This is a genomic window from Thioalkalivibrio sp. AKL19 (assembly GCF_000420165.1).
GTDB lineage: Bacteria > Pseudomonadota > Gammaproteobacteria > Ectothiorhodospirales > Ectothiorhodospiraceae > Thioalkalivibrio.
Map to the genome: position 1 here is coordinate 197,686 of NZ_ATUK01000013.1, position 21,654 is coordinate 219,339.

Annotated in this window: 22 protein-coding genes and 1 tRNA gene; 6 read left to right on the top strand and 17 right to left on the bottom strand. The window is 65.9% G+C overall.

The genetic code is table 11. From position 1 onward, the window contains the following. Positions 1-22: 22 nt before the first annotated feature. Positions 23-2,053 (bottom strand): excinuclease ABC subunit UvrB, encoded by a 2,031-nt coding sequence (gene uvrB, locus F817_RS0109135; RefSeq protein ID WP_024327360.1) that lies wholly within the window; start codon positions 2,051-2,053, stop codon positions 23-25. An 85-nt stretch (positions 2,054-2,138) separates the two neighbouring features. On the opposite strand from uvrB, the gene F817_RS0109140 reads away from it, so the two are divergent. Next, a complete protein-coding gene (locus tag F817_RS0109140; RefSeq protein WP_024327361.1) occupies positions 2,139-3,329 on the top strand; it encodes a pyridoxal phosphate-dependent aminotransferase in 1,191 nt (396 codons plus the stop codon). 84 nt (positions 3,330-3,413) lie between these two features. After that, positions 3,414-3,489: transfer RNA gene (locus F817_RS0109145), tRNA-Asn, on the top strand. Between the two features lie 69 nt (positions 3,490-3,558). Here the strand turns inward: F817_RS0109145 and F817_RS0109150 are convergent. Both F817_RS0109150 and F817_RS0109155 read right to left on the bottom strand, forming a co-directional pair. Then, a complete protein-coding gene (locus F817_RS0109150) occupies positions 3,559-4,446 on the bottom strand; it encodes a c-type cytochrome (protein ID WP_369774213.1) in 888 nt (295 codons plus the stop codon). A gap of 27 nt (positions 4,447-4,473) precedes the next feature. After that, on the bottom strand, positions 4,474-4,941 hold the full coding sequence (locus tag F817_RS0109155) for a cytochrome c (RefSeq protein ID WP_024327363.1): 468 nt from the start codon (positions 4,939-4,941) through the stop codon (positions 4,474-4,476). A 209-nt stretch (positions 4,942-5,150) separates the two neighbouring features. On the opposite strand from F817_RS0109155, the gene F817_RS0109160 reads away from it, so the two are divergent. Next, complete coding sequence (locus tag F817_RS0109160; protein WP_024327364.1) at positions 5,151-5,822, top strand: class II aldolase/adducin family protein; 672 nt, start codon at positions 5,151-5,153, stop codon at positions 5,820-5,822. A gap of 93 nt (positions 5,823-5,915) precedes the next feature. On the opposite strand, the gene F817_RS0109165 is transcribed toward F817_RS0109160, so the two are convergent. After that, the gene (locus F817_RS0109165) at positions 5,916-6,470 is read right to left on the bottom strand and encodes an NUDIX domain-containing protein (protein WP_024327365.1); all 555 of its coding nucleotides are present in this window, start codon (positions 6,468-6,470) and stop codon (positions 5,916-5,918) included. A gap of 134 nt (positions 6,471-6,604) precedes the next feature. Between F817_RS0109165 and hspQ the strand changes: the two genes are divergently transcribed. The 3 genes from hspQ to F817_RS0109180 all read left to right on the top strand — a co-directional run bounded on the left by hspQ (position 6,605) and on the right by F817_RS0109180 (position 9,384). Next, on the top strand, positions 6,605-6,925 hold the full coding sequence (gene hspQ / locus F817_RS0109170; RefSeq protein ID WP_024327366.1) for a heat shock protein HspQ: 321 nt from the start codon (positions 6,605-6,607) through the stop codon (positions 6,923-6,925). A 64-nt stretch (positions 6,926-6,989) separates the two neighbouring features. Next, positions 6,990-8,681 (top strand): dihydroxy-acid dehydratase, encoded by a 1,692-nt coding sequence (ilvD, locus tag F817_RS0109175; RefSeq protein WP_024327367.1) that lies wholly within the window; start codon positions 6,990-6,992, stop codon positions 8,679-8,681. Between the two features lie 16 nt (positions 8,682-8,697). Then, positions 8,698-9,384 carry a rhomboid family intramembrane serine protease gene (locus F817_RS0109180; RefSeq protein ID WP_024327368.1) on the top strand — a complete coding sequence of 229 codons (687 nt, stop codon included), beginning with the start codon at positions 8,698-8,700 and terminating at the stop codon, positions 9,382-9,384. Between the two features lie 26 nt (positions 9,385-9,410). Here F817_RS0109180 and galU read toward each other — a convergent pair whose 3' ends face one another. From galU to F817_RS0109245, 13 genes are all read right to left on the bottom strand, one after another. Continuing rightward, complete coding sequence (gene galU / locus F817_RS0109185; RefSeq protein WP_024327369.1) at positions 9,411-10,298, bottom strand: UTP--glucose-1-phosphate uridylyltransferase GalU; 888 nt, start codon at positions 10,296-10,298, stop codon at positions 9,411-9,413. A 105-nt stretch (positions 10,299-10,403) separates the two neighbouring features. Continuing rightward, positions 10,404-10,685, bottom strand: coding sequence for a ComEA family DNA-binding protein (locus F817_RS0109190; RefSeq protein ID WP_024327370.1), 282 nt, complete (start codon positions 10,683-10,685; stop codon positions 10,404-10,406). Between the two features lie 86 nt (positions 10,686-10,771). Next, complete coding sequence (gene pyrF / locus F817_RS0109195) at positions 10,772-11,503, bottom strand: orotidine-5'-phosphate decarboxylase (protein WP_029681083.1); 732 nt, start codon at positions 11,501-11,503, stop codon at positions 10,772-10,774. Beyond that, positions 11,500-12,732 (bottom strand): tetratricopeptide repeat protein, encoded by a 1,233-nt coding sequence (locus F817_RS0109200; RefSeq protein ID WP_024327372.1) that lies wholly within the window; start codon positions 12,730-12,732, stop codon positions 11,500-11,502. Before F817_RS0109200 ends, pyrF begins: the two co-directional genes overlap by 4 nt. Positions 12,733-12,801: 69 nt before the next feature. Continuing rightward, positions 12,802-13,119 carry a lipopolysaccharide assembly protein LapA domain-containing protein gene (locus tag F817_RS0109205; protein ID WP_024327373.1) on the bottom strand — a complete coding sequence of 106 codons (318 nt, stop codon included), beginning with the start codon at positions 13,117-13,119 and terminating at the stop codon, positions 12,802-12,804. Positions 13,120-13,126: 7 nt separating this feature from the next. Continuing rightward, positions 13,127-13,423, bottom strand: a complete 297-nt coding sequence (locus F817_RS0109210) for an integration host factor subunit beta (RefSeq protein ID WP_024327374.1) — start codon at positions 13,421-13,423, stop codon at positions 13,127-13,129. A 93-nt stretch (positions 13,424-13,516) separates the two neighbouring features. Beyond that, positions 13,517-15,223: a 30S ribosomal protein S1 gene (gene rpsA / locus F817_RS0109215; RefSeq protein WP_255347014.1), complete on the bottom strand. Its 1,707-nt coding sequence runs from the start codon at positions 15,221-15,223 to the stop codon at positions 13,517-13,519. 49 nt (positions 15,224-15,272) lie between these two features. Next, positions 15,273-15,980, bottom strand: coding sequence for a (d)CMP kinase (gene cmk, locus F817_RS0109220; protein WP_024327376.1), 708 nt, complete (start codon positions 15,978-15,980; stop codon positions 15,273-15,275). Next, complete coding sequence (gene aroA, locus F817_RS0109225) at positions 15,977-17,281, bottom strand: 3-phosphoshikimate 1-carboxyvinyltransferase (protein ID WP_024327377.1); 1,305 nt, start codon at positions 17,279-17,281, stop codon at positions 15,977-15,979. Before aroA ends, cmk begins: the two co-directional genes overlap by 4 nt. 6 nt (positions 17,282-17,287) lie before the next feature. Continuing rightward, complete coding sequence (locus tag F817_RS0109230; protein WP_024327378.1) at positions 17,288-18,169, bottom strand: prephenate dehydrogenase/arogenate dehydrogenase family protein; 882 nt, start codon at positions 18,167-18,169, stop codon at positions 17,288-17,290. After that, complete coding sequence (hisC, locus tag F817_RS0109235) at positions 18,166-19,323, bottom strand: histidinol-phosphate transaminase (protein ID WP_024327379.1); 1,158 nt, start codon at positions 19,321-19,323, stop codon at positions 18,166-18,168. The genes F817_RS0109230 and hisC overlap by 4 nt, the downstream gene beginning before the upstream one ends. A gap of 44 nt (positions 19,324-19,367) precedes the next feature. After that, positions 19,368-20,483 carry a prephenate dehydratase gene (gene pheA, locus F817_RS0109240; RefSeq protein ID WP_024327380.1) on the bottom strand — a complete coding sequence of 372 codons (1,116 nt, stop codon included), beginning with the start codon at positions 20,481-20,483 and terminating at the stop codon, positions 19,368-19,370. 3 nt (positions 20,484-20,486) lie between these two features. Continuing rightward, a complete protein-coding gene (locus tag F817_RS0109245) occupies positions 20,487-21,650 on the bottom strand; it encodes a 3-phosphoglycerate dehydrogenase family protein (RefSeq protein WP_024327381.1) in 1,164 nt (387 codons plus the stop codon). Between the last annotated feature and the right edge of the window lie 4 nt (positions 21,651-21,654).

The following is a 21,654-nucleotide window of genomic DNA, read 5'->3' on the forward strand; positions in this document are numbered from 1 at the left end:
CGCTCCCGCGGGAGCCATCTTTTCAGGATAGCGAGGCTTCGGGGAGAAACGCGAGTGCCTTCAGCTTTTCGATGCGGTCGCGAATGCGGGCGGCCTCCTCGAATTCGAGGTCGCGGGCCTTGGCAAACATCTCCTGTTCCAGGCGTTCGATCTCTTTCGCGGCGTTCTCCGGCGCGCCGAGGTAATCCGCGCCCTCTTCCGCCACCTTGCGGCCGCGCCGACCTCCGGATCCCGGCGTGGCATTGCGCGCCTCGAGGATGTCCGCGATGTTCTTGCGGATTCCCTTGGGTGTGATGCCGTGAAGCTTGTTGTGCTCGATCTGTCGTTCGCGCCGCCGTTCGGTCTCGTCGATCGCGCGTTGCATCGAACCGGTGACCTTGTCGGCATACAGGATTGCCTTGCCGTTCACGTTGCGAGCGGCCCGGCCGATGGTCTGGATCAGCGAGCGGTCGGAGCGCAGAAAGCCTTCCTTGTCCGCGTCGAGGATCGCCACCAGCGAGACCTCGGGCATATCGAGCCCCTCGCGCAGCAGGTTGATGCCCACCAGCACGTCGAACTCGCCGAGGCGCAGGTCCCGGATGATCTCCATGCGCTCGACGGTGTCGATATCGGAGTGCAGGTAGCGCACGCGCACGCCGTGTTCCGAGAGGTAGTCCGTCAAATCCTCGGCCATGCGCTTGGTCAGCGTGGTGATCAGTACGCGTTCATCTCGCTCCACCCGATCGCGTACCTCGGACAGGCAGTCATCCACCTGGGCCCCGGCCGGGCGCACCTCGAGGACGGGGTCCAGCAGGCCGGTCGGGCGTACGACCTGATCGACGATAGCCCCGGCGTGCTCGCGCTCGTAGGGGCCCGGCGTAGCTGACACGTAGATCGTCTGCGGCTGCAGCGCTTCGAACTCCTCGAAACGCAGGGGCCGGTTGTCGAGTGCCGACGGCAGGCGGAAGCCGTACTCCACCAGCGTCTCCTTGCGCGAGCGGTCCCCCTTGTACATCCCGCCCACCTGCGGCACCGACACGTGGGATTCGTCGATCACCAGCAATGCATCCTTGGGCAGGTAGTCGAAGAAGGTCGGCGGCGGCTCGCCCGGCGCACGCCCGGAGAGATAGCGCGAGTAGTTCTCGATGCCGTTGCAGTAGCCGATCTCCAGGATCATCTCCAGATCGAACAGCGTCCGCTGTTCCAGCCGCTGCGCCTCGACCAGGCGATCCTCCTTGCGCAGGAAGTCCAGGCGCTCCTTCAGCTCGTCGCGGATGTGGTCCACCGCCTCCAGCAAGGTCTCGCGCGGCGTCACGTAGTGTGTCTTCGGGTAGATCGTCAGCCGCGGTACGGTGCGCAGCTGCTCGCCGGTCAGCGGGTCGAAGTACGAAAGACGCTCGACCTCGTCGTCGAACAGCTCGATGCGCACGGCCTCGTTGTCGGACTCCGCCGGATGGATGTCGATGACTTCGCCCCGCACGCGATAGGTGGCACGGCGCAGCTCGGTATCGTTGCGGGTGTACTGCAGCTCGGCCAGGCGGCGCAGCAGGTCGCGCTGGTCGATCCGGTCGCCCCGCTCCACGTGCAGCACCATGGAGAGATACTTGCGCGGATCCCCGAGGCCATAGATCGCCGAGACCGAGGCCACGATGATCGCGTCGCGCCGTTCCAGCAGGGCGCGGGTCGCCGACAGGCGCATCTGCTCGATGTGATCGTTGATCGAGGCATCCTTCTCGATGTAGGTATCCGACGACGGGACGTAGGCCTCGGGCTGGTAGTAGTCGTAGTAGGAAACGAAGTACTCCACCGTGTTGTGCGGGAAGAACTCCTTGAATTCCCCGTACAATTGCGCAGCCAGGGTCTTGTTCGGGGCGAGGATGATCGTTGGACGCTGTACCTGTTCGATCACGTTGGCGATGGTGAAGGTCTTGCCCGAGCCGGTCACGCCAAGCAGAACCTGGTGTGCCAGACCGGCCTCCAGACCCTCGGTCAGGGCCTGGATGGCCGTGGGTTGATCGCCCGCCGGCTGGTACTCGGACACGACCTTGAATTGTTCGCCTTCGCCTGGCTGCACCTTATCCTCCGCGCCTGATTTCAGTATCATTTCGCACCCGGCCGCCCACGCGGTCCCTTGTCCCGATCACACAGAGGCCTACCCCTTGGATATCGAGCTCTCCGACCGCGTCCAGCGCATCCAGCCCTCCCCCACCCTGGCCGTCAGCGCGCTGGCCGCACAGCTGCGCGCCGAGGGCCGGGACATTGTCGGGCTGGGGGCCGGAGAACCGGATTTCGATACCCCCGAGCATATCAAGCAGGCCGCGATCGACGCGCTTGCCCGCGGAGAAACCAAGTACACTCCGGTGGACGGCACGGCCAGCCTGAAGGCCGCGATCATTCGCAAGTTCGATCGTGACAACGGCCTGACGTTCACCCCCGACCAGATCCTGGTCTCCTCCGGCGGCAAGCAGAGCATCTTCAATCTCTGCCAGGCCTTGCTCAATCCCGGTGACGAGGTGGTGATCCCGGCGCCCTACTGGGTGTCCTATCCGGATATCGCCCTGCTTGCGGGGGCCCGGCCCGTGATCGTCAGCGCCGAACAGGAGGCCGGTTTTCGTATTACCGGCGAGCAACTCGAGGCCGCGATCACCCCGAACACTCGCCTGGTGTTCCTGAACAGCCCGTCCAATCCCACCGGGGCCGCCTACTCGGCCGAGGAACTGACGGAACTGGCCGACGTCCTGCGCCGCCATCCCCGTGTCGTCATCGCGACCGATGACATGTACGAACACATCCTTTTTGCCGGGGCGCCGTTCGTGAACATCGTCAACGTCGCACCGGACCTGCTGGAGCGCACCGTGGTCCTCAACGGTGTGTCCAAGGCCTACGCGATGACCGGCTGGCGTATTGGCTACGCCGGCGGGCCGAAGAACCTGATCGCGGCGATGAAAAAGATCCAGTCGCAGAGCACTTCCAACCCGACCTCCATCGCGCAGGCCGGTGCCGAGGCCGCGCTGAATGGCGACCAGGGCTGCGTGGTCGCCATGTGTTCCGCCTTTGCCGAGCGCGCACGCCACGTGGTGGCCGGACTCAACGCCATCGACGGCATCGACTGCCGGATGCCCGATGGCACCTTCTACTGTTTTCCGCGCGTCACCGGACTCATGGAAGCCGCCGATATCGACACCGACGTGGCCCTGACCAAGCAGCTGCTGGACGAGGTGGGCGTTGCCCTCGTCCCCGGCAGCGCCTTTGGGGCCCATGGCCACGTTCGCGTCTCCTTTGCCACCAGCGTCGACCAGCTCGACAAGGCACTGGAACGCCTGCGCCAGTTCGTCGCAAGCCACCGCTGATCCGAGAACGGGCAGCGTGAAGGCGCGAGGTGGCCAGATTTTCCTTGACGCCCTCGCCCCGCCCCATTAGGATTTGCGCCCAATTCCCCGGTAGCTCAGTCGGTAGAGCGGGTGACTGTTAATCACTAGGTCGGCGGTTCGAGCCCGTCCCGGGGAGCCAGATATAAAGAAAGGGCCAGGTCACTGCGACCTGGCCCTTTCTCGTGGTGCGTGAGTTGTTTCACCCTCGCTAGTCGGGTTCGTGCTCGATGGGATCGAGGGATCCGATATAGGCCGCGATGGCGCGCCGATCGGCATCAGTAAGATGGGCGGTGCCATGATCGATGACGTCGGCCATGCTGCCCCCGGCAAAGTCCCCGTCCCGGGTCAGGCCCATCTCGAGGTAGCGCGCGATATGCCGCTCGCCCCAGCGCCCGATCCCGGTCTCGCGATCGGGGGTGATGTTCGGTGCGACATCGCCGTCGGGCAGACGGGCCCCGGCCCCGATGCGGTTCAGGTCCAGTCCGCCGGTCCGGGTGCGCGGGGTGTGGCACTCCATGCAGTGGCCGAGGGCGTTGGTCAGATAGGCCCCACGGTTCCAGTCGTCCGACTGCTCGGGATCGGGCTCGAAGGCTCCCGGTTCGAAATGCAGCCACTTCCAGCCCACCAGGGACGGCCGGAACCGCGCATACCAGACCAGGTCGTGCGGAGTGTTCTCGCGGGCGACCGGTTCCACTCCGGACTGCAGAAAGGCCCACAGGGCTTCCACGTCGCGCGGTTGCATCCGGGTGTACGCGGTATACGGAAAGGCCGGATAGTAGTGCCGCCCGTCCGGGCCGCGGCCTTCCAGCAGGGCGCGCTTGAAGTCCTCCTCCGACCAGTCTCCGATACCGTATTCCTTATCCGGAGTGATATTCGGGCCGTAGAACGCGCCAAACGGGCTCTCGATGGCCCGTCCGCCGGCCAGGAAATCGCCGTCGTCCGCCGTGTGGCAGGTCACGCAGCCACCGGCGCGCAGGACATACTCGCCATAGGCGATCTGCTCATCGGATCCGACTGCCGGGTCGTGCTCGCCGATCGAAACATCGGCCCGGGCCGTCGCAGCCACCAGAAAAAGGGCTGACAGGCAGGCTGTCAGCCCCTCCTTGCGCAGCACCACCGCGAATCAGTCGCGGCGGAAGTCGTCGTGGCAGGCCTGGCAGGACTGCCCGAGGTTGCGGAAGCGAATGGCATATTCGTCTTCGTCACCCGCTTCGACCGCCGCATGCAGGGCCTTGGCGGCCTCCTGGGTGTCGCTGGAGAGCTCCTTGAAGTGCTCCCAGTCGTCCCAGATCTCTTCCTTGGCATCGGTGTCCGGGAAGTCACTGCCCTCCGGGAACAGGCCCGGGATATCCTGGCTGAGCGCCACCAGCTGGCTGGTATGCATCTTCAGGTTGTCGCCAAAATCGGCGCCATCCACGACGACGGCCGCGATGGCGCCGACGTTCCCGCCGATCGCGCGCATCACGCCCTGGCGGTAGTCAATGGTGGCCTCGTGTTCATCGAAGGCATGAACGGTGCTGGTCGCGCCCAGCCCGATGGTCAATGCGGCGGCCACGGTGGTGGCGGTAAACAGTCGTGCTACGTTCTTCATGGTGTTTCCTCCCTGTACCGAACAAAGGATTCGCCTGCATCTGGCGAACCGGATATTGGGACCCAATATAGACGGTAGGCCCGCCCGATTTCCATGAGCACGGTCTTGATCCCGCATGCCGGACGGGCCCTCTCCGTTGACCCCACGCCCAATGAGGGGTTCCGTGCGAACCCGGTACAATCACCCCGCATCCATTCGCCGCCGCAAACATGCCAGAACAGTCAGCTGACACAACCCACGAGGCCGCCCTTCGCGAGGCCGTCATCCACGCCGGGCTGGAGACCAACCGCCGGGGCCTGAATCAGGGCACCTCCGGCAATATCAGTGTGCGTCACGGCGACGGCATGCTGATTACGCCTTCCGGCATCCCCTACGAAGCCCTGCAGCCGGATGACCTGGTGCAGGTCGACGGGGACGGGCACTGGACCGGTGATCGCAAGCCTTCCAGCGAATGGCATTTCCACCGTGCCATCCTCCAGGCGCGTCCCGAGTTGGGCGCGGTCATCCATGTACATTCGCTCCATGCCAGCGTGGTGGCGATCCAGGGCCTAGACATACCCGCCCTCCACTACATGATCGCGGCCGCCGGGGGAAACTCGATCCGCTGCGCGCCGTACGCCACCTTTGGTACGGAAGCCCTGTCGCAGCTTGCCGTCGAAGCCCTGCAGGATCGCACCGCATGCCTGCTGGCGAACCACGGGATGATCGCGACCGGACCGGACCTGGAGCGGGCGCTGTGGCTCGCCGGAGAGGTTGAGCTCCTGGCACAGCAGTATGTGCTCAGTCTGCAGATCGGGGGGCCGCGGCTTCTGGACGACGCGGAAATGGAGCGTGTTCTGGAGAAGTTCCGCCACTACGGGCCCCAGCGTGGGGGGGACTAGGTTCGCCTCGTGCAGAATGGCCGCGCGGCAGTCACCGCGCGTTGTCCGCACGCAAAAGCGACTCGCGCACGAACGGGTACATTGATCCGTCCTCTAGAGTCCGGGCGGCTCGCCTTCCGCGTTGGCGAGAGGCGCCGAGCGCGGAGCAAAATCGGTTTGATCGCGTGTGTCGAGATAGTGGCGCAGGGCCCAGGTGACCGACGGGAAGGCCAGGTCCCCCGGCAGGTCATCGAACCGAAACAAACCAACCTCTTGCGATTCGGGGCCTGGCGCGATCGCATCACTGAGCAGGCGCGCCCGGTAGATCATCTGTACATGGCCGATATGCGCCACGCTGTAGACCCCAAGCAACTGATCGGTTTCCAGGTGGGCACGGGCTTCCTCCCAGGCCTCGCGGCGGGCGCCGGCGGCCGGGCTCTCGCCCTTTTCCATGAAGCCGGCCGGCAGCGTCCAGTAACCCCGGCGCGGTTCGATGGCCCGGCGGCAAAGCAACACGCGATCCTCCCAGATGGCCACGCTGCCGACGATGATTCGCGGGTTCTCGTAGTCAACGAACCCACAATGGTCGCAGACGCGTCGTTCGCGATCGTCGCCCTCGGGGATATGAACGTGGAAGCTGGGGTCCAGGCCGGACGGGTTACGACTCATGGCGGTACCGTATTGGGTATTCAGGGACTACGGACAAGGCGAATCGGCATCACTCGACGACGTATCTCGAAACACGCGCCGGCGGCGAAGGTCCACAATAGAGAATTGCGCACCGAAGCAGTACAGAGGGGATCATGACCACACGCACACGCTTTACCGTCGGTGAGCTGGTTCACCATACCAAGTTCGATTATCGCGGTGTGATCGTCGATGTCGATCCGGTGTATGCCGGCTCCGACGAATGGTACGAAACCGTGGCCAAAAGTCGTCCACCCAGGGATCAACCGTGGTATCACGTGCTGGTGGATGGTTATTCGCACAGTACCTACGTCGCCGAACGCCATCTGGAGCCGGATACCGGCGGCGAGCAGATCGAGCATCCCGCCCTCGGCCAGTTCTTCGACCGCTTCATGAATGGCCGTTATTCGCGCCACGGCGACCCCGGCGCCCATTGAGCCCGTCGCCGAGCCCCGTCTCCATACCCGGCGCCTCCACCACCCAACCGCACAGGGAAGCAACATGGCACAGGACAACCGCCGCAGTCGCGTCGTCACCGAAGGCCCGCGCCGCACGCCCAACCGCGCGATGCTGCGCGCCGTCGGCTTCGGGGATGACGACTTTCAGCGCCCGATCGTGGGCATCGCCAATGCCCACAGCACCATCACTCCCTGCAACATGGGCATTGGCGCCCTCGCCGCCCGCGCCGAACAGGCCGTGCGAGAGGGTGGCGGTATGCCGCAGACCTTCGGCACCATCACCATCTCCGACGGCATCTCCATGGGGACGCCCGGGATGAAGTACTCGCTGGTCTCGCGCGAGGTGATCGCCGACGCCATCGAGACCGTGGTCAATGGCCAGAGCCTGGACGGTATCCTGGCCACCGGCGGCTGCGACAAGAACATGCCCGGTGCGATGATCGCCCTGGCCCGCCTCAACGTACCCGGCATCTTCGTCTATGGCGGCACCATCAAGCCCGGCCATTACAAGGGGCAGGACCTGACCATCGTCAGTGCCTTCGAGGCCGTGGGCCAGCACGGTGCCGGTAATCTGTCCGAAGAGGACCTCCAGGGCGTGGAACGTAACGCCTGCCCGGGCGCCGGCTCCTGTGGCGGCATGTTCACGGCCAACACCATGTCCAGTGCCTTCGAGGCCATGGGCATGAGCCTTCCCGGCTCCTCCACCCAGGCCGCCGAGGACCCGGAAAAGGGCGACTCGGCCGCACGATCGGCCGAGGTGCTGCTGGAGGCGATCCACGCGAACCGCCGTCCGCGCGACATCCTGACCCGCGAGGCCTTTGAAAACGCTTTGGCCGTGGTCATGGCCCTGGGCGGCTCCACCAACGCGGTGCTCCATCTGCTGGCGATCGCCCACGCCGCCGAGGTGCAACTCGACATCGATGACGTCGAGCGCATCCGCCGCAAGATCCCTGTGCTATGCGACCTGAAGCCCTCCGGGCGCTACGTCACCACCCAGTTCCATGCGGTGGGCGGCACGCCACAGGTCATGAAGATGCTCCTGAATGCCGGGCTGATGCACGGTGAGTGCCTGACGATTACCGGGGCCACCCTGGCCGAGACCCTGGCGGCGATCCCCGATACGCCCTCCCCGGATCAGGAGATCATCCGCCCGCTGGAGCGGCCCCTGTACCCACACGGGCACCTGGCCATCCTCAAGGGCAATCTCGCGACCGAGGGCGCGGTGGCCAAGATCACCGGCCTCAAGCGGACCGCGATCGCCGGCCCCGCTCGCTGCTTCGATTCCGAGGAAGAATGCCTGGACGCGATCCTGGCCGGCCAGGTCCAGGCGGGCGACATCCTGGTCATTCGCTACGAGGGCCCGCGTGGCGGCCCCGGAATGCGCGAGATGCTGGCGCCGACCTCCGCCATCATCGGGGCCGGCCTCGGCGATGCGGTCGGACTGATCACCGACGGGCGTTTTTCCGGCGGGACCTACGGGATGGTGGTCGGCCATGTGGCACCCGAGGCTGCCGCGGGCGGTACCATCGCGCTGGTTCACGATGGCGATATCATCGAAATCGATGCCGACGACAACCGGTTGGCGCTCCGCGTCGAGGAGGCGGAACTGGAACGCCGGCGCGCCGCCTGGCAGGCCCCGGCCCCGCGCTTTGACCGGGGCGTCCTCGGAAAGTACGCGCGTACGGTGGGTTCGGCGAGTCGCGGGGCCGTAACCGACGACTTCAGCGGATCGTGACCCGGCACCCGGCGCCATGACGCATCCGGATCCCCGGCATCCCGACTTCAGCATAATGCCGCCGGTGATCGGCTTTTTGCTGGTCACCAATGTCGCGCTGTTCCTGGCGATGCCCTGGCTGGGCGACTGGCTGATCAGTCACTTCGGGCTCTGGCCCATCGGGACGCCGGCGACCATCCACCAGGACGGCACCTGGATGCGGGTTCCGGACTTCCAGTTGTGGCAACTGGTGACCTACGGCTTTCTGCATGGCGGCCCGGTCCACCTGTTCGTGAACCTCTTTGCCGTTTGGATGCTGGGGGTACAGATCGAGAATGCGTGGGGTTCGCGCACCTTCGGGATCTATTTCCTGATCTGCGTGATCGGTGCGGGACTGGTGCAGCTGATGGTCACCGCCCACGGCAACGGCGACATGATCTATCCAACCATCGGTGCCTCGGGCGGGGTATTCGGGGTGTTGCTGGCGTTCGGCATGATGTTCCCCAACCAGCGCCTGTTCCTGATCTTCCTGCCCATCCCGATCAAGGCCAAGTACTTCGTCATCGGCTACGGCGCGCTGGAGTTATACCTGGGGATCTCCGGTACGCTGGCCGGGATTGCCCATTTTGCCCACCTGGGCGGCATGGCCTTCGGCTTCCTGCTGATCCAGTACTGGCGTGGACGTCTGCCGATCCGGCCGCGCCAGCGTCGTTTCTGGTGGTGAAGTCCGCCGTTGGCCGGACGCCGGGATCAGCGCGCGGAGCGGTCCCGTAGATAGGCCGCGAAGTCGTCCTTCAGCTCCGGATGGTTGAGCGCGAACTCCACCGTCGCTTCCAGGTAGCCCAGCTTGGAGCCACAGTCGAAGCGCCGACCCTCGAAGTTGAAGGCCGTCACCCGCTCCAGATCCAGCAGGCGCGCGATGGCATCGGTCAGCTGGATCTCGCCGCCGGCCCCCGGCTTCTGCGTGGCCAGCATCTCGAAGATCTTCGGCGTCAGTACGTAGCGCCCCACCACGGCGACATTGGAGGGTGCCCGGTCGGGGTCGGGTTTTTCCACGATCCCCTTGACGTCCCAGCTCCGCGGACCGGTCTGCACCGGATCGATGATCCCGTATTGATGCGTCCGGTCCGCCGGGACCTCTTCCACCCCGAGCACGCTGCAGCCGTGCTCGGCGTATTGCTCGACCATCTGCCGCGTCGCGCCGCCGTTGGCCGATTCGATCAAGTCATCGGCCAGGATGACCGCAAAGGGCTCGTTGCGGACAATCGGATGGGCACAGGCGACGGCGTGCCCGAGGCCCAGCGCATCGGACTGGCGCACGTAGACACACGTGACCTTGGGCGGGACGATGTTCCGGACCTGCTCGAGAAGCTCGGTCTTGCCGCGCTCCTCGAGCTCGTGTTCCAGCTCGTAGGCCTTGTCGAAGTGATCCGGAATGGAACGCTTGTTGCGCCCGGTGACGAATACCAGCGTCTCGATCCCCGCCGCGACGGCCTCCTCGGCCGCGTACTGGATCAACGGCTTGTCGACGATTGGAAGCATCTCCTTCGGATTCGCCTTGGTAGCCGGCAGAAAGCGCGTGCCCATGCCGGCCACGGGGAAAACGGCGGTACGAATCGGGGCGTGATTCTGGCTCATTCCTTCTCCTGATGGCTCCATAACGAACCCCCGGCCCACGCATCCTTTCGGACTCGTCGACCGGGGGCAGGAACTGGATGGCGGCAGGGGCCGCCATCCACCGCGTTACTCGACGACGATGCGGTCGAGATTCATCTCCACGGTACGCTCCCCGATCCCTGAAACCTCGGTCAGGGCCTGCACCGAGGCAAAGTCACCGTGGGCCTCCCGGTGTTCCACAATGGCTTGCGCCTTGACCGGGCCCACGTTGTCCAGTGCGGCCAGTTCCTCGGCGGATGCCCCGTTCAGGTCGATCGGCTGCCCGCCCGAGGCGGTCACCATCACCAGTGGCAGGACACAAAGACCCGCCAGGGCCCAGCACTTCGCACATTGAAAAAGCTTGTTCATGAAAACGCTCCTTATCTTCATTGGTTGACCGGTGCATCCCTGCACCAAGGGCATCCTAGCGGGATCAACGGGCCGGGAAAACCCCCTTAATCCACAGCGTCATTCGGCACACCCAGCCGTGTGACGAAGGCCTCCATTGCCCTGGCCGGATCTTGTGCCCGCGTGATCGGCCGGCCGACGACGATGGCGCTAGCGCCGGCCGCAAGGGCCCGTTCGGGAGTCATCACGCGCTTCTGGTCATCCCCTGCCGCGTCCTCCAGCCGGATCCCCGGGGTCACCAGGAGGGGGCGTTCGCCCAGACGGCGTCGCAGCATGGCCGCCTCCTGGGCCGAACAGACCAGGCCCTCCAGCCCCGCCTTTTGTATCGCTAGTTCGCCCAGCAGGCCTACCTGCTCCGCCGGCTCACGGCTCACGCCGATCTCACGCAGGGTGCCGGCGTCGCTGGAAGTCAGTACGGTCACCGCCAGTAGTGCGCTCGTGTCATTGGTCTCGCGCACCGCTTCGTGTGCCGCCCGCATCATCTCCAGGCCACCGCTGGCATGCACATTGATCAGCCAGACGCCGGTTCGCGCGGCCGCCCGGCAGGCGGCCGCGACGGTGTTCGGGATGTCATGGAACTTCAGGTCCAGAAACACCCTAAAACCCAGATCGTGAAGCCGGTGCAGCAGGTCGGGCCCGGCGACGACGAACAGTTCGAATCCGACCTTCAGCGCACAGTGGGCCGGGTCGAGTTGGCGCGCGAAGGTCAGGGCCGCATCGGCCTCGGCGAAGTCGAGGGCCACGATCAGGCGTGTTGCAGGTTCCGGGGTCACAGTCATGAGTGGGGGCTCCCTTCGCGGATCAGCGCCTCCTCGGCGGCCTCCGTCGTCTGGTCAATGTCGAAATCCAGGCCGCGCAGGGTATCCCAGCGGCGGCAACTCGGGCACTGCCATACATGCGCTCGCCCCTGATAGCCACAGTTCACGCACTGGTACAGGTGCTGGGTCCCGAGCTGGTCGGCCAGGGCCTTTTCGAATGCCGAGAATTCCGTACTGTATTGCTGGACCGCCGGGAGGATCTTCATCCAGCGCACGGCTTCCAGCAGCCCCGATGTCGGTACCGGGCGCTGTGCCAGGATCTGGCCCAGTTCCGCCAGGGCCGCGTCCAGCCTTCCCGTGCGTCGGTACAACCGCATCAGTGCGATGCGCGCCATCGTAATGCCGCGATTTCGGGCCAGATCATCCAGCAGTTCCTCCAGCTGGCCCAGGCGGTTTTCCCCGGGGAGCTCCTGATGCAACCGTTCGATTCGAGGTACCAGCAGTGGCGCCAGTTGCGGGGTCCGGGCGACCGCTTCGCGTCCGAACCGGATTGCCTCGTGGATCTCCCCGGCCCGTGCCGCGATCTCCGACTGAATCAGCAGGGCCCGGGACAACCCGGGCACCAGGACCTCGGCCTGTTCCGCGCGCGTCCGGGCGGCGGCCGCGTCGCCCTGGTCCAGCGAATTCTGCGCCAGCTCACAGTGGTAGTGCGCAAGCCGTTGTTCTTCGTGGGGAACCCCGTGCTCCTTGAGGCGTTCGCCGACCTCGATTGCCCGTTCCCACTCGCGTTGCGTCTCGTACACCTGACGCAGCCCTTCCAGCGCCGCGACCGCCTGGTGCGGCGAATCCGCCAGCTCCCGAAACACCGCCTCGGCTCGATCCAGCACCCCGGCCAGGAGGAAATCCTCCCCCAGTTCGCAAAGCGCCTGGGCACGTTGCGCCGCGGGCAGCGTGGGTCGGGCCACCAAATTCTGGTGGATGCGGATCGCCCGGTCGACCTCGCCCCGGCGCCGGAACAGTCGGCCCAGGATCACGTGGGTCTCGAAGGTCTCGTGATCCACCTCCACCATCTCGATGAAGGCCTGCAGGGCATCATCCGTGCGGTCATCCAGCAGGTGGCGCACTCCCTCCAGATAGCGATCCAGCGAGGGCTCGCGCTCCTCGGGGTCTTCCGGCACACCGAAACGTGCCAGCCACCACCCGCTAGCCGCCGCGATCGGAAGCAGCAACCAGAACCAGTCATCGATCATGGGAGAGAACGGTTCCCGGGTGCGAAGTGATCAGGAAGGGAAGGACGACGTCGCATGAACTTCGCGCGACTAGTAGAAGTCCCGCATGGGCGCGGTACGCAGCTGCTCGACCTCGACCTTGAGGGCATGGTTCTGTTCGCGAAGGTCGGCGATCTTCTGGCGCAGGCGGCGCAGCCGAAGCCACAGCACAAGCGAGGCCAGGACCACCCCGAAGAGGGCCGCAATGCCGAGAAACACGACCAAGGGTGCCTCGATCTGGATGCCCGGAAGCGCCAGGGTCACCAGGTCTTCGTTCAAAACCACAAGAATGCCAACAGCGGAAGAGATCACGATCAGCGCGGCAAAGGCCACGGCGTTGCGAACCTGTTGACGACGCCGGTCATCCATGGGCGGTCTAGGCGCTCTCTTCCACGGAGCCGTTTACCCGTTCACGCAATTCCTTGCCGGGTTTGAAATGGGGGACATGCTTGCCGGGCAAGGCAACGCCTTCGCCGGTCTTGGGGTTGCGTCCCAGCCGCGGTGGCCGGAAATGCAGGGAAAAACTGCCAAAGCCGCGAATCTCGACTCGTTGGCCGTTGGCCAGCGCATGACTCATGCGTTCGAGCAATGCCTTGACCGACATCTCGACATCCCGGGCCGGTAGATGAGGCGACTTCCGCGCGAGGTTCTCGATCAATTCCGATTTGGTCATCTGGCACTCGTCACAGACAGGAAGGAAATCCGGTTTCCCGGTACAAAATGGCCCACGGCACCCTCTGGTACCGCGGGCCGGGGCGGAACGGACTTAGTCGTTCTTGTCCATCTGTTCCTTCAGCAGGTCGCCCAGGGTCGTGCCGCTACCGGCGTTGCTGCCGTAGTCGGACACCATCTCGGCTTCCTCGGCACGATCCTTGGCCTTGATCGACAGGCTGATCGCGCGGGTCTTCTTGTCAACGCCCATGAACCTGGCTTCGACGGTGTCGCCCACCTTGAGCACGGTGCTCGCGTCTTCAACACGGTCCTGCGAGATATCCGCAGCCCGCAGGATGCCGTCGATGCCGTCGGCCAGTTCGATCACGGCGGCCTTGGCGTCCACTTCCTTCACGGTGCCCGACACGATGCTGCCCTTGCTGTGTTCGGCCACGAAGTTGGCGAACGGGTCGCGGTCCAGCTGCTTCAGACCAAGCGAGATGCGCTCGCGCTCGGGGTCCACGGACAGGACCACGGCCTCGACTTCGTCACCCTTCTTGAAGTTGCGGATCGCCTCTTCCCCGGCTTCGTGCCAGGACAGGTCGGACAGGTGGATCAGGCCGTCGATGCCCCCTTCTAGGCCGACAAAGACGCCGAAATCGGTGATCGACTTGATCTGGCCACGGACCTTCTCGCCACGGTTGTGGTTGGCGGCGAAGTCGTCCCAGGGATTGGACTGGCACTGCTTCATGCCCAGCGAAATGCGGCGGCGCTCTTCGTCCAGGTCCAGGATCATCACCTCGACCTCGTCACCGATGGCGACCATCTTGCCCGGATTGACGTTCTTGTTGGTCCAGTCCATCTCGGACACGTGCACCAGGCCTTCCACGCCGTCTTCGATTTCCACGAAGCAGCCGTAGTCGGTGATGTTGGTGACCTTGCCGAAGATGCGGGTACCAGTCGGATAACGGCGGGTGATGTTCTCCCACGGATCCTCGCCCAGCTGCTTCAGGCCCAGCGACACGCGCATGCGTTCGCGATCGAACTTGAGCACCTTGACCTCGACTTCTTCGCCGATCTCGACCACGTCGGACGGATGCTTGACCCGCTTCCAGGCCATGTCGGTGATGTGCAGCAGGCCGTCGATGCCGCCCAGATCCAGGAACGCACCGTAGTCGGTCAGGTTCTTGACGATACCCTTGACCTGAGCGCCTTCCTGCAGGTTCTTCAGCAGCTCTTCGCGCTCGGCGCTGTATTCCTGCTCGACCACGGCGCGACGCGAGACCACCACGTTGTTGCGGCGACGATCCAGCTTGATGAGCTTGAATTCCAGCTCCTTGCCTTCCAGGTACGCGGTATCGCGCACCGGACGGACATCCACGAGTGAACCCGGCAGGAACGCACGAATGTCACCCAGCTCGACGGTGTAACCGCCCTTGACCTTGCCAGAGATCTTGCCGGTGACGTACTGCTCTTCTTCCATCGCGGCTTCGAGACGGTCCCAGGCCTTGGCACGCTTGGCCTTCTCGCGCGACATGCGCGTCTCGCCGAAACCGTCTTCCGGGGTCTCGAGGGCCACTTCGACGACATCGCCGACCTTGACCTCGAGCTCGCCCTCCTCGTTCATGAACTGCTCGGTGGGAATGACCCCCTCGGACTTCAGGCCGGCGTTCACCACGACGACTTCCGGGGTGACCTCAATGACGGTGGCACTGAGGATGGCACCCGGCTGCATCTGGGTGTAGGCCATGCTCTCTTCGAGCAGTTGCGCGAAACTTTCACTCATGGATTTGTGAACCTGTGGTTTAACAAATGCTTGCAGAAACTTCCTGCAACCAGTTCTAGACGTTTGTGATCCCGCTTCCGACGGCTTATTCCGCGGGGCGGGGGCTTTGTTCCGGGAGTACGTCCCGGAGGCGCTCCAGGATCATGTCCACCACGCCGACGATATCGAGGTCCGTGGTATCCACTTCCCAGGCATCTTCGGCGGGCTTGAGGGGGGCCACGCTGCGTTCGCGGTCACGACGGTCACGGGCCTCCATCTCATCCTGAAGGGCGGAGAGATTAGCACTAAGTCCTTGTTCCTTCAACTGCATGTAACGCCGCCGTGCCCTTTCTTCCGCCGACGCCGTCAGAAAGATCTTCAGGTCCGCTTCGGGGAACACGACCGTGCCCATGTCGCGCCCGTCGGCAACCAGCCCCGGGGCCTTGGCAAAGCCGCGCTGGCGCTCGAGCAAGGCCTCGCGCACGGCGGGAATCGCGGCCACCTGGGAGGCATCGCTGCCGGCTTGCTCGGTGCGGAGCAGCTGGTCCACCGGAGCCCCCTCCAGGAGGGTGGTCACGGCCGTGGCGTCGCGGTTGACCTCGAAATCCATATCGAGGCCGGCGGCCAGGCGCACCAGTGCAGCCTCGTCGGTCAGCTCCACCCCGTGCTGGCGCGCAGCGAGGCCGAGCAGCCGGTACAGGGCGCCGCTGTCCAGCAAGTGCCACCCCATCGCGGCCGCCACGCGCATGCACACCGTGCCCTTTCCGGCCCCGCCGGGCCCGTCAATGGTCAGTACCGGAACTTCCGAACTCATGCCGCCTCCAGTTGCAGCCCGGCCTCGCGTGCCAGCTCCACGAAGCCGGGAAAGGATGTACTCACGTTCGCGCAGTCACGGATGCGGATGGGGGCACGGGCACGCAAGCCCGCCATCGCGAAGGACATCGCGATCCGGTGGTCGCCGTGGCTGTCGACTTCGCCGCCGCCAAACCCGTCGCCGCCCCGGATCCGGATCCCGTCCGGCTGGACCTCGCAATCCACGCCCAGGGTCATCAGGCCATCGGCCATCACCTGGATGCGGTCGCTTTCCTTCACCCGCAGCTCCTCGGCTCCGGTCAGGACGGTTTCGCCCTGGGCGCAGGCGGCCGCAACGAAGATCGCGGGAAATTCATCGATCGCCAGTGGCACAAGGTGCTCGGGGATCTGGATACCCTTCAGGGCCGCGGCCTCGACCTCCAGGTCGGCTACCGGCTCGCCGCCCGCCTCACGCTCGTCCAGCACGCGGATCTCGGCGCCCATCAGGCGCAGAATGTCGATCACCCCGGTGCGGGTCGGGTTGATCCCGACATGTTCCAGGCGCATGCGCGAGCCGGAGGCGATCGAGGCCCCGACCAGGAAGAATGCCGCCGAGGAGATATCCGCCGGCACGTCGACCGGGCTCGCGACCAGCCGGCCGCCGCCGTGGACACAGGCGCGCGGCCCGTCGCGCTCGACCGGGTAGCCAAACCCGGCCAGCATCCGCTCGGTGTGATCGCGCGTGGGCGCCGGCTCGGTCACGCAGGTCCGGCCATCGGCCCACAGACCGGCCAGCAGCAGGGCCGATTTCACCTGGGCACTGGCCACTTTGAGCACATGATCGGTCCCTCGTAGCGGTGCTCCGCCGTGCACACGCAGCGGCGGCGTCCCGGCCTCGCTGGTATCGATCCGGGCGCCCATCGCTGCCAGCGGCTCGGTGACCCGGCGCATCGGCCGCCCGCTCAGGGAGCGATCCCCCACCAGTTCGCTGTCGAACGCCTGACCCGCGAGGACGCCACACAGCAGGCGCATCGCGGTACCCGAGTTGCCCATATCCAGCGCCGCGGAGGGGGCCTTCAGGCCATGCAGCCCGGCGCCCTGGATGCGCACGCCACCCGGGCCGGTCCGCTCGATGGCCACGCCCATGGCGCGGAACGCCTCCAGGGTCGCGATGCAATCCGCGCCTTCAAGAAAGCCGGTCACATGCGTCTCGCCCTCGGCGAGCGCACCCAGCATGATCGCGCGGTGCGAGATCGACTTGTCGCCCGGCACGCGGGCATGGCCCGCAAGCTGGCCCCCGGGCTGTACGGTAAAGGTATTCATCGGGTTTCAGGTATCCAGTTGTGCATCCGCGGGGTCGCACAGGCGATCGCGGGTTTCTTTGGCGTGTTCAAAGCTTCGTTCGATGGTCGCGGCATCCCGGCCCTCGATCGCCGCGCGCAGGTTCTCCAGATCGGCCTGGTATTGTCCGATCACCTCGAGGATGGCGTCGCGATTGGCCAGGCAGATATCGCGCCAGACCACCGGATCGCTGGAGGCGATCCGCGTGAAGTCGCGAAAGCCACCGGCGGCGTAGTGAAAGATCTCGTCACGCTCGCTCATGTTGGCGAGCGACGATACCAGCGTGAAGGCCAGCACATGCGGTAGATGGCTGGTCGCCGCCAGGACGCGATCGTGGTGTGCCGGTGTCATGTACTCGACCCGGGCGCCTGCGGCCTGCCACATTGCGGCGACCCGGTCGGTCGCCAGCGGGTTCGTGGCATCCGCCGGCGTCAGGATCACCAGGCGATCACGGAACAGGCTGGGAAAGGCCGCCGTCACCCCGCTCTTCTCCGTGCCGGCGATCGGGTGGCCCGGTACGAAGGCGCGCGGGAGGCCGCCGAACCCGGAGCCCACGGCGTCGATCACGGCTTGCTTGCTGCTGCCCACGTCGGTCAACGGGCTGTCCTCGGGCCAGGCCGCCGCGAGCTCGCGGGCCAGTGGCTCCATGGCACCCAGCGGGACCGCGAGCACACCCATGTCGGCGCCCTCGGCGGCTGCCGCGATGTCCGTGGTCCACCGGTCGATCACGCCCAGGCGCTGCGCCTCGCGCAGGTTGTCCGCGTTGCGCGAGCAACCCACCACCTCGCGCACCGCGCCTGCCTCGCGCAGGGCCAGGGCCAGGGAGCCGCCGATCAGGCCGACCCCGAAGATCACCAGCCGTTCGATCACGCCAGCGCCTTGTGGAGCGCCGCGAGGAAGCGGGCGTTGTCCTCGTGGGTGGAGACGGTCACGCGCAGATGCCCGGGCAGTCCGTAGTTCTCGACCGGGCGCGTGATCACGCCCTCGCGCAGCAGGGCCTCGTATACCGGGCCAGGCTCGCGGTCCGTGTCGAAGGTGACGAAATTGCCGACCGACGGGATCACGCGCAAGCCCAGCTCGCGCAGGGCCGCACTGACCTGCCGGAGCCCTTCGCGGTTGATGGCGACCGACTTCGCCACATGCTCGACATCGTCCAGCGCCGCCAGGCCGGCGGCCTGAGCGATGGCATTGACGTTGAAGGGCTGGCGCACGCGGTTCAGCAGATCCGCGATCTCCGGAGAGCTGACGGCATACCCGAGACGCAGGCCGGCCAGGCCCTGGATCTTGGAAAAGGTCCGGGTCACGACCAGGTTCGGATAGCGCTCAAGCCACCGGGTGGTGTCCGGATACCCGGCCTCCTCGACATACTCGAAATATGCCTCGTCCACCACGACCACGGTGGTCGCCGGCATCGCCGCCACGAAGGCCTCCAGCGTCCGGCCATCCAGCCAGGTCCCGGTCGGGTTGTTCGGGTTGGCCACGAACACCACCCGAACATCCTCGTCCACCCGGGCGCGCATCGCGTCCAGGTCATGCCCGAAGGGCTGCAACGGATGGTCGGCGGCCAGTGCCGGCGCCACCCGTGCCTCGGCACCCACCGCCTGCGTCACCAGTGGATAGACGGCGAACGCGTGTGCGGAAAACACGGCCGCGCGCCCCGGCGCGAGCCAGGTGCGGGCGATCAGTTCCAGCACTTCGTTGGAACCGTTGCCCAGGGTGATCTGGTCCGGCGTCACCCCGTGGCGCTCGGCCAGACGGGCCTTCAGTTCGAAGCCATTGCCGTCGGGATAGACGTGCGCCTCGGCCAGGGCCGCCCTCCCCGCCTCCACCGCGAGCGGTGACGGCCCCAATGGGTTTTCGTTGGAGGCCAGCTTGATCGCCTGGGTAATCCCCAGTTCGCGCTCGAGCGCGGCCACCGGCTTGCCCGGCTGATACGGGCTCAGACCCTGGACACCGGCGACCGCGAGCGCGACCGGATCAAACGCCGCGCCGGCCGCAGTGGATGCGGAGGGATTGGATGCCATGCGGAAAACCTCGGCCATTCGGATAAGGACGTCGGGTAGGCGAATCAGGTGGCGGCCTGGGGATAGCTCCCCAGAACCTTCACGGTGTCGGCGCTGGCTCGCAGCTGCTCCAGACAATCGCGGATCAGCGGGTCCTGCTGGTGACCGATAAGATCGAGGAAGAACACGTAGTTCCAGGGTGTGCAGCGCGACGGGCGCGACTCGATGCGGGTCAGGCTGATCCCGGCCTCGGCGATCGGCTTGAGCAGCGAATACAGTGACCCCGGGCGGTTGGCGGTGCTCAGCATCACCGAGGTGCGGTCGGCGCCACTGGGCTCGGTCGTCCCGGCGCCGATGATCAGGAAGCGCGTCGTGTTGTCGGCGCGATCCTCCACATGCTGCGCGCGGACCGGGACGTTGTAGTGCTCGGCCGCCGCCTGGCTGGCCAGGGCCGCGGCTGCGGGATCCTGGGCCGCGATCTCGGCCGCCCGGGCGTTGCTGGAAACCGCCTCCCGTTCGGCGTGAGGCAATGCCGTATCCAGCCACTGGCGGCACTGCGCGAGTGCCTGCGCATGGGCCAGTACACGCTGGATCTGGCCAAGATCCTCGGCCTGCGCCAGCAGGTGGTGATGAATCGGGGTCACGACCTCGCCGCAGATCTGCAGCGAGGAGTCCATGAAGCAATCGACGGTATGCGTTACCACGCCCTCGGAGCTGTTCTCGATGGGGACGACGCCGAACTGCGCGCGGCCGGTTTCCACCGCGCCGAAAACGGCATCGATGGAGGCGAGCGGCTGGGTTTCCACCGCATGTCCGAAGTGCTTGCGCGCCGCCAGGTGCGTGAAGGTCCCGACCGGCCCGAGATACGCCACATGAAGCGGATGCTCCAGTGCCAGGCATTCCGACATGATCTCGCGGAACAGCCGGGTGACCGCCTCGCCCGACAGCGGACCGGGATTCTGCTCGCGCACCCGGCGCAGGATCTCCGCCTCGCGCTCCGGTCGATAAAACACCGGATCGCTCTCCTGGCGGCGCTTGACCCGGGCCACGGCCTCGGCGCAGCGGGCCCGCTCGCTCAGGCGTTCGAGCAGCTCGGCGTCCAGGGCGTCGATGCGTGCACGCAGGGCCGCCAGGTCCTCTGGCTCGCTCGCGGCCTGCGACGAATGCGAATCCCCCGCCACGACCTAGAGCACCCGGGCCCGCAACACGCCGTCGATCCGGTGCAACGCGTCCAGCGTGGCCGCATCGGGATGGCCATCGACGTCCAGCAGGGTGTACGCCAGATCGCCGCGCGAGTCGTTCATCAAGTGCAGGATGTTGATGTTCGACTCGCCCAGGGTGTGCGAGATGCGTCCGACGCGATCCGGCAGGTTGCGGTTGACGATCGCAATGCGCGTGTCGCCCTTGCGACCGAGCACCAGCGTCGGCAGGTTGACGGAATTCACCACGTTGCCGTTTTCCAGGTAGTCGCGGAGCTGGTCGGCAATCATCACCGCACAGTTTTCCTCGGATTCGGTCGTCGAGGCCCCCAGGTGCGGCAGGGTGATCACGCGCGGGTGGCCCACCATCCCCTGCACGGGGAAGTCCGTGATGTAGGCGTGCAGGCGCTCGGCATCCAGCCCTTCGCGCACGGCCTCGTCATCGACGATGCCCTCACGCGCCAGGTTCAGGACCATCGCCCCGGTGTTCATGCCCCCCAGGTTCTTCGCATTGACCAGGTTGGCGGTATTCTCGGTCAATGGCACGTGGACGGTGACCGCGTCGGCACCCTCCAGGGCCGCCTCGACCGAGCGGGCCCGCTCGATGCCGGAATCCAGCCGCCAGGCATTCTCCACCGTGACCTTGGGATCGAAGCCGACCACCTCCATGCCCAGCGCGCGGGCGGCGTTGGCCACGCCCACCCCGATCGCGCCCAGGCCCAGGACGGCCAGCCGCCGGCCCGGCAGCTCGAAGCCGGTGAATTTCTTCTTGCCCTGCTCCACCGCGGACATGAAGTCCTCCTTGGTGGGGTCCAGCTCCTGGACATAACCCGCGGCCGGCAGCAGATTGCGCGCGGCCAGCAACAGACCGGCGATCACCAGCTCCTTCACCGCGTTGGCGTTGGCGCCCGGGGCGTTGAATACCGCCACGCCGCGCTCCGACAAGGCTTCCACCGGGATGTTGTTCACCCCGCTGCCCGCTCGCCCGACCGCGAGGACCGAGTCCGGGATCTCCACGGAATGCAGGTCGAACGAGCGCAACATCAGCGCGTCCGGCTGATTGATATCCGACGCGACCTCGTAATGATCGCGCGGGAAGCGGTCCAGCCCGCGCACCGCGATGTTGTTGTAGGTCTGGATCCGGTACATCACG